Origin of the sequence: Spiroplasma endosymbiont of Megaselia nigra (assembly GCF_003987485.1) — a bacterium.
GTDB lineage: Bacteria > Bacillota_I > Bacilli_A > Mycoplasmatales > Mycoplasmataceae > Spiroplasma.
In genome coordinates, this window is record NZ_RCOO01000259.1 from 1 (window position 1) to 1,316 (window position 1,316).

The 1,316-nt window shown below is 23.4% G+C and carries 1 protein-coding gene and 1 pseudogene; one reads left to right on the forward strand and one right to left on the reverse strand.

Annotated features, from left to right (window positions below):
* Nucleotides 1–232 precede the first annotated feature (232 nt).
* On the forward strand, nucleotides 233–1,033 hold the full coding sequence (locus tag D9R21_RS06535) for a hypothetical protein (protein WP_241568815.1): 801 nt from the start codon (nucleotides 233–235) through the stop codon (nucleotides 1,031–1,033).
* A 41-nt stretch (nucleotides 1,034–1,074) separates the two neighbouring features.
* Here D9R21_RS06535 and D9R21_RS06540 read toward each other — a convergent pair.
* Nucleotides 1,075–1,316 (reverse strand): annotated as a pseudogene (locus tag D9R21_RS06540) (integrase core domain-containing protein); the annotation flags it as partial.

The following is a 1,316-nucleotide window of genomic DNA, read 5'->3' on the forward strand; positions in this document are numbered from 1 at the left end:
CCCTTTGCCATATAAAAAATGTTTCTCCTAACTTTATATATTTAATAATAACCTAGAAAGGTTTTTTATTTCATATTCTCAGTTAAAAGAAACATTGTAATTAAAATTTTAATTGCTTTTTATTGTTTCTTTGTTATTACGAAAAAGACCCAATATTTCCTTTGTTTTTTAACTGTTTTAGGATATAATTAATATGTATTAGTTTTGAGATTTCTTGAAATGGGTGTTGATAATGAAGAGTAATGATATTAAAATTTTAAAAATTAAACCAATTAAGCAAAGTGCGCATAATGATCAAAGCATTGAACAGCAAGAGTTTACTTTAAATAATGATGCAACTTTTTTTCTACAAGAAAATAGTCATTTTTTTAAGAATAATTATTTTTTTACTAAAAAACAAAATGTTAATCAAAATAGTGCTTTAAATTCATTTGTACAACCACGGAAAATGATTTTAAATTTAGATAATCCAAATGCATTAAAAATTTTACATCATCAAACTGAAAAGTTACAACAAGAAAAAACAATTTTTCATCACCGATTAAATAAAATTAAATCAACTTTTGATGAAAAAATTCAATTGGATAATGAAGAACATTTATATGAGCCACCTACTATTACAAAAAACATTGATTTATTAAATTTTAATAAGAAAAATAATGATGCTCAATTTAACAATGAACCTGTTGAAGTTAAAATTGATCATACAGAAGTTAAAGCACAAGCTCGTGCTGTTGCTCAAAAAATAATGCAAAAAGATCAAGAAAAATTAAAGAAGTCATTAACTAATATTGATAATAAACAAACTATAAAATCAAAGTCAGTTCTAACAAATCATTTTCCTAAACTTTCTTTACCAAAATCATCACCACAAAAAGATGTTTTTTTTACTCAAAGTTATAATAAAATAACAGGTCAAAAAATAAATGTTTCGCAAAAAATAACACATAATATGCCTCCAATCCAAGCAAAAAATATTGAAGAAGAAACTTATAATAAAAAGTTTGATAATAGAGTGCACCCCAAAAAGTAAGTATTAGTAAAAAAGTTAGACTGCACCCATTTTAGTAAGTACTAATAAAAAGTATTTACTATTTTTTTTATTATATCTTCTTCTTTACGATTTGAATATCATGTATTTCATTTTATAACATCTTGTATATATTCTTCATGTGAATTATATATTTTATTATGGATTGTAGCTTTCTTAAGTAATGAATGAAAACTTTCTATAACAATATTATCTGCACAGTGGTATTTTTTACCCATTGAAATTATAATACCGTTAGAGACACATTTATAGTGATAAATAGCGG